The sequence below is a fragment of the Bacillus sp. 166amftsu genome, assembly GCF_900107445.1.
Classification (GTDB): Bacteria; Bacillota; Bacilli; order Bacillales; family Bacillaceae_G; genus Bacillus_A; species Bacillus_A arachidis.
Map to the genome: position 1 here is coordinate 1 of NZ_FNQA01000057.1, position 4,463 is coordinate 4,463.

General features: G+C 30.9%; 2 protein-coding genes and 2 pseudogenes. 2 read left to right on the forward strand and 2 right to left on the reverse strand.

All coding sequences use genetic code 11. The annotated features are described in order from the left end of the window. A pseudogene (locus BLV40_RS27665) lies at positions 1-309 on the forward strand (recombinase family protein); the annotation flags it as partial. Between the two features lie 708 nt (positions 310-1,017). Here BLV40_RS27665 and BLV40_RS27675 read toward each other — a convergent pair. Further along, positions 1,018-1,830, reverse strand: coding sequence for an alpha/beta fold hydrolase (locus BLV40_RS27675; RefSeq protein WP_090695835.1), 813 nt, complete (start codon positions 1,828-1,830; stop codon positions 1,018-1,020). Between the two features lie 507 nt (positions 1,831-2,337). Next, positions 2,338-2,508 (reverse strand): annotated as a pseudogene (locus BLV40_RS28275) (IS4 family transposase); the annotation flags it as partial. 747 nt (positions 2,509-3,255) lie between these two features. On the opposite strand from BLV40_RS28275, the gene BLV40_RS27680 reads away from it, so the two are divergent. Beyond that, a complete protein-coding gene (locus BLV40_RS27680; protein WP_026593416.1) occupies positions 3,256-3,801 on the forward strand; it encodes a DUF3967 domain-containing protein in 546 nt (181 codons plus the stop codon). The last annotated feature ends 662 nt before the right edge of the window (positions 3,802-4,463 follow it).

The window sequence follows — 4,463 nt, forward strand, 5'->3', positions numbered from 1 at the left end:
GGACGATTAATGGAAGATCAATTTTTATCTTTGCTTTCCTATGTTGCAGATCAAGAACGAAAAAAAATTCATCAGCGACAAGCGGAAGGGATTGCAGTAGCTAAATCTCAAGGAAAACATTTAGGCAGACCTCAGGTGAACCTTTCGACCTTAAGCAAACAACAAATAAATATAATAGAAGAAACTCATTCAAAATGGAAGAATGGAGAAATAACTGCTGTTATGTTTATGGAAATGTTAGAACTCAAGAAAAATACGTTTTATAAAATAATGAAAGAATATGAAGAGAACAAATTACAAACTAACTAAATGAAGAATAAGAGCCGGATGTTTCCTAGAGTAGAAAATCCGGCTCATTTTATGTCAAAATTTGCTTAGCGTATATTTTCGTTAAAATGTGGGAGGTACCCTGAATTGTATGTATCAATAGCATATTTGGTTATATTACTTTTAATTCTCTTAATATCTTTCATAAAAAAGAAAAATGATATTCCAAAATGTTTTTTGATATTCATGTTTGTTCTATTAATAATATCAATAAATGCTGTAGTGCAGACATCAATTAGTTTATCTGTAACAGATAAAGAAGTACAATTTCTTTATCTAAGACTAACTCACTAAGAAAAGACCCCATATTAGGGGATCTTTTTTTCAAAAGGCTAGTTTTTTGGTAACAAACTTTGCGCTTAACGTACAGTGTATCAGTTAAAATGTGTCCAATTGTTTTATTAAAAAATGTTTTAGACTATAGAATAAAGTATTAGATTATTAAAAAATAGTTGTAGACTAAAAAGGTGTTTTCTGTACGGAATTCAATAACATATGGAAGAATAAGAAAAAAGTCTCGGTGACCAAACCGAGACTTTTTTGACCATGTGATAGAACGTGAATTAGAACCATCAAATTCCCTATTCTTTAGGATATAGTTATTTCATATCTAGTATGCTTAACGATGTATATGTAAATAATTGCTCCACAAAACATATATAAGTTTATTTGTTAGATAAAATCTAACTATTATCCATACGAAACTTCCTCATACTCATGTAGAGAAGAGTCTCTAAGAAAATCGAGGACCATCTCATTGAAAATATCTTTTCTCATTACATTAAGTGGATCGAATGCATCTTGGAATAAAGCAAGTGTGCTATTTGGGATATGCTGGTGAATTGTGTTAGCTGCTTTTCCTTCATCAACACCTGTTACAACTTTTCCTGCTCCAGATAGAATTAGAGTAGGGGATTGAATGAGATGTAATAAAGAAGTATGAACAGGAAATTTTGCTTTTTTCATCATTAATAACATTTTTTTGTCTATTGAAAATGAATCGCGTAGTATTTGTTGCGTGTACGGTTCGTGTTTGTAAAATTTCATCATTAAATCAATAATTGTTGAATAGGGCAGCAAACTAAAGATGAAATTGGAAAATTGAAGTACCCATTTAGAAGTTTTAGTTGGGAATTCACTATAACTATTAGAAATGACTAATTTTTTTACATAGGAAGGATGATGAATGGCTACTAATGTCACAAGAATTGCTCCTTGTGAAACGCCGATTACATGAAGAGATGTGTAGCCTAGTGTATCTAAAAATGAAATGATATCAGATACGATTAAGTCGTAATCATATACATTACCAGGAAAGGTTTTTATCGATTCTCCATGACCACGATAATCGAGAAGAATCATTTGATATTCTTTAGAAAATGATTCGATTTGTGGTTTCCACATCTTCCAAGATGCCCCGCTTCCGTGTAAAAAAAGGATTGGTTCCCCTTGTCCAAAAGACTCGTAGTGAAATTCACCATTTTTTGTTTTAATAATTGGCATGAATAAGCCCCCCTTTTTTCAGTTTGCAAAAGTAAGATTACCTTTAAAATACAATATATGGAATGTGTAATCAATATAATTTTGAAATATTTACTTTGTTTCATTTCAAAATTATAAAGTGCGTCCGCTTTAATCCTGAAATACGTTTTCATATATTTGATAGAATAAATCCTACTATCTAGTCTAATACTTTATTTTAATAAAATATCTTTTCTCTAAATAAAAACTATTCATTAGTCTAAATCCTTATTTAATTAATACAGGAAAGTAAAAATAAAGGGATCCTATTAAACCAGCGATACTCAGTCTAGAACATTTTTTTAATCAAATACCAATTTGTGTTTAAACGTACAATTTTCTTTTTTGGATATGGTGAGGCCATGCCCATCAACTTAAGAAGGAAAATAAAATGAACTTTCGTTCATATTAACGAAAAAAACTTAAAATATTTTGTGTCCTTAAAAATGAACATACCAAATAAACATAGATAGGTATCATTTTTAAAAATTATGCTGCTTTCTTTTGTTTTCCAAGTCCACTATACTCATAGACAACGCCCATAATATCAAAGACTGTCTTTTTCTCATATCTATGAGATTTCCGTCCATTCTTCTCTAGGAGGTGGAATAAGCGGATTAGAATCTTTGTCATTTCTATGGTGTTTTGTTGTATAGCTTGATGAGAGCCAAAATCTAAAGTTGAATAAAATAATCACTCAAATTTTGCGTTTAGGAAAAAAGCGGGTGCTCAGATTCGTTTGTATGATGAGATAGGGGGCAAATTAATGCAATTATATTCAATGTAGCTAAGTGATTATAAAGAAGAAGATAGAGCGTTATAAGTGATTTTGGTTAAATCTGTAGGTATTTTATTTTTCATAAGAATAAATGTAAAATTCTACATACCGTATTTATAATAAAAAACAAATTAACCGAATTTAGGAGTTTCCTTGCTTTTTGTCCTTCGGCTTGGCGAAAAAAGTTTGGCAAGGATTGTTTTTTACTGCAGTAACGAAGTGGAGCAGTAAAAAACAAAAAATACTACCTGTTCCTTGCGGAACTTTTAGCTTTTTCAGGTTTAGGCTTTTAAAGCCCGCCCACCGCCATTAAGGGGTAGCGTCCCGAAAATGCGGATTTACAACGTTAAGTTGTTTATAATGAATATTGTATTCGTAGAGAGTTTACATAATGTCCTATTATAAGAAACTAGATATTCCCATAGTCCCCATGATACTAACATTCTGTGCATGACTTAAGAACTATCCTTCTATTTTACTTTCTAGTAATTCTTTTATATATTGCGTTTAGATGTTCAGGTGTTAAACTATTTGTATATTATCTAAATATCCATCTAAACAGAAAAATAAGGAAACCTTTGTTTTTCTGTTCAGATATATAGATGTTTAGAAGGATGGTGATCTGAACAGTGCAACAAAAAGACTGGTTATCAGCTGAAGAAGTAGCCAAGGAAATAAAAGTATCAGCTATGACTATAAAACGAAACTGTCAAACCTACGGTAGTTTTTTAAATTTCCAACAAGGTGAAAAGAACAAGTATTTAATTCATCAAGAATGTATACCTGTTTTTCAATTTATAGCTAAAATGAGAAGTAAAAGAAACCTCCGAACAAAACAAATTATTGAGCTCCTCAGTAAAGAAGGATTACCTGAATATATAGACATTGAACCTATCCAAATAACTAAACAACAACCTGAACAGATCCAAGTAGGAGAAGGAGTTGTAGCTATTCAGGAATTGGATAGAATTGTTGCTGAAAGAGTATCTGAACTGCTTAAAAAACATGAAGAAAATTTAAAGGAATGGTTAACTGAACAGCAAAAACAACAACAGGATTTTCAAAAAATTGATGAACGTGATCAAAACCTAATGGCTATGATCCGTGAAAACCAGGAGACTAAAAAATTGATTGCAGCCACCCAACAAAAAAAGTGGTGGCAATTTTGGAAATAGAAAAAGCCTTGCTTATATGCAGGGCTTTTTTATACAGAATTCTATACAGATTTTTGTACTAATAGGGTAATCTTTCCTAAATCCCCGAAAAGGGGGAATAAGATTGATTCATTATAAATTTATATGTTATTTCAAAAAGTACACTTTATGACAATACAAAGAAAGAGAACCTGCTACATCATTATATGCAATATTGCATATAATGATGTATTGATAAAACATAAGCGCTTATTATAATATGAATCACATCGTAGCAACAACAAAAGGAGGTGAAATCATATGGCAATCGCAACGGCAGTTTTAAAATTTGTAGGTGGATTAATTCCAATGGTTCAAGAACTTTTAAAAGCAGTAATGTAAGTTCGTTTTTCAGCACAATTATTTATACAAATGATCTGTATAGCGAAGATGAATTAAGGTACAGATGAGAGGAGGAAATCATATGGCAATCGCAACGGCAGTTTTAAAATTTATCGGTGGATTAATTCCAATGGTTCAAGAGCTTTTAAAAGCAGTAATGTAAGTTCGTTTTTCAGCAATTATCATACCTTAATACGAAAAAAAGAAGGGAATGAATTTTTTGAAAATTAAAAAAAGTGTTAAAGGAATCAAATTATTAGCATGTTTATTAGTTAGTTTAAGCACTATTAGTTATTCATCTA

Coding starts and splice junctions, on each gene's coding strand:
- BLV40_RS27675 (WP_090695835.1), bottom strand. CDS start 1,830: ATGCCAATTATTAAAACAAAAAATGGTGAATTTCACTACGAGTCTTTT.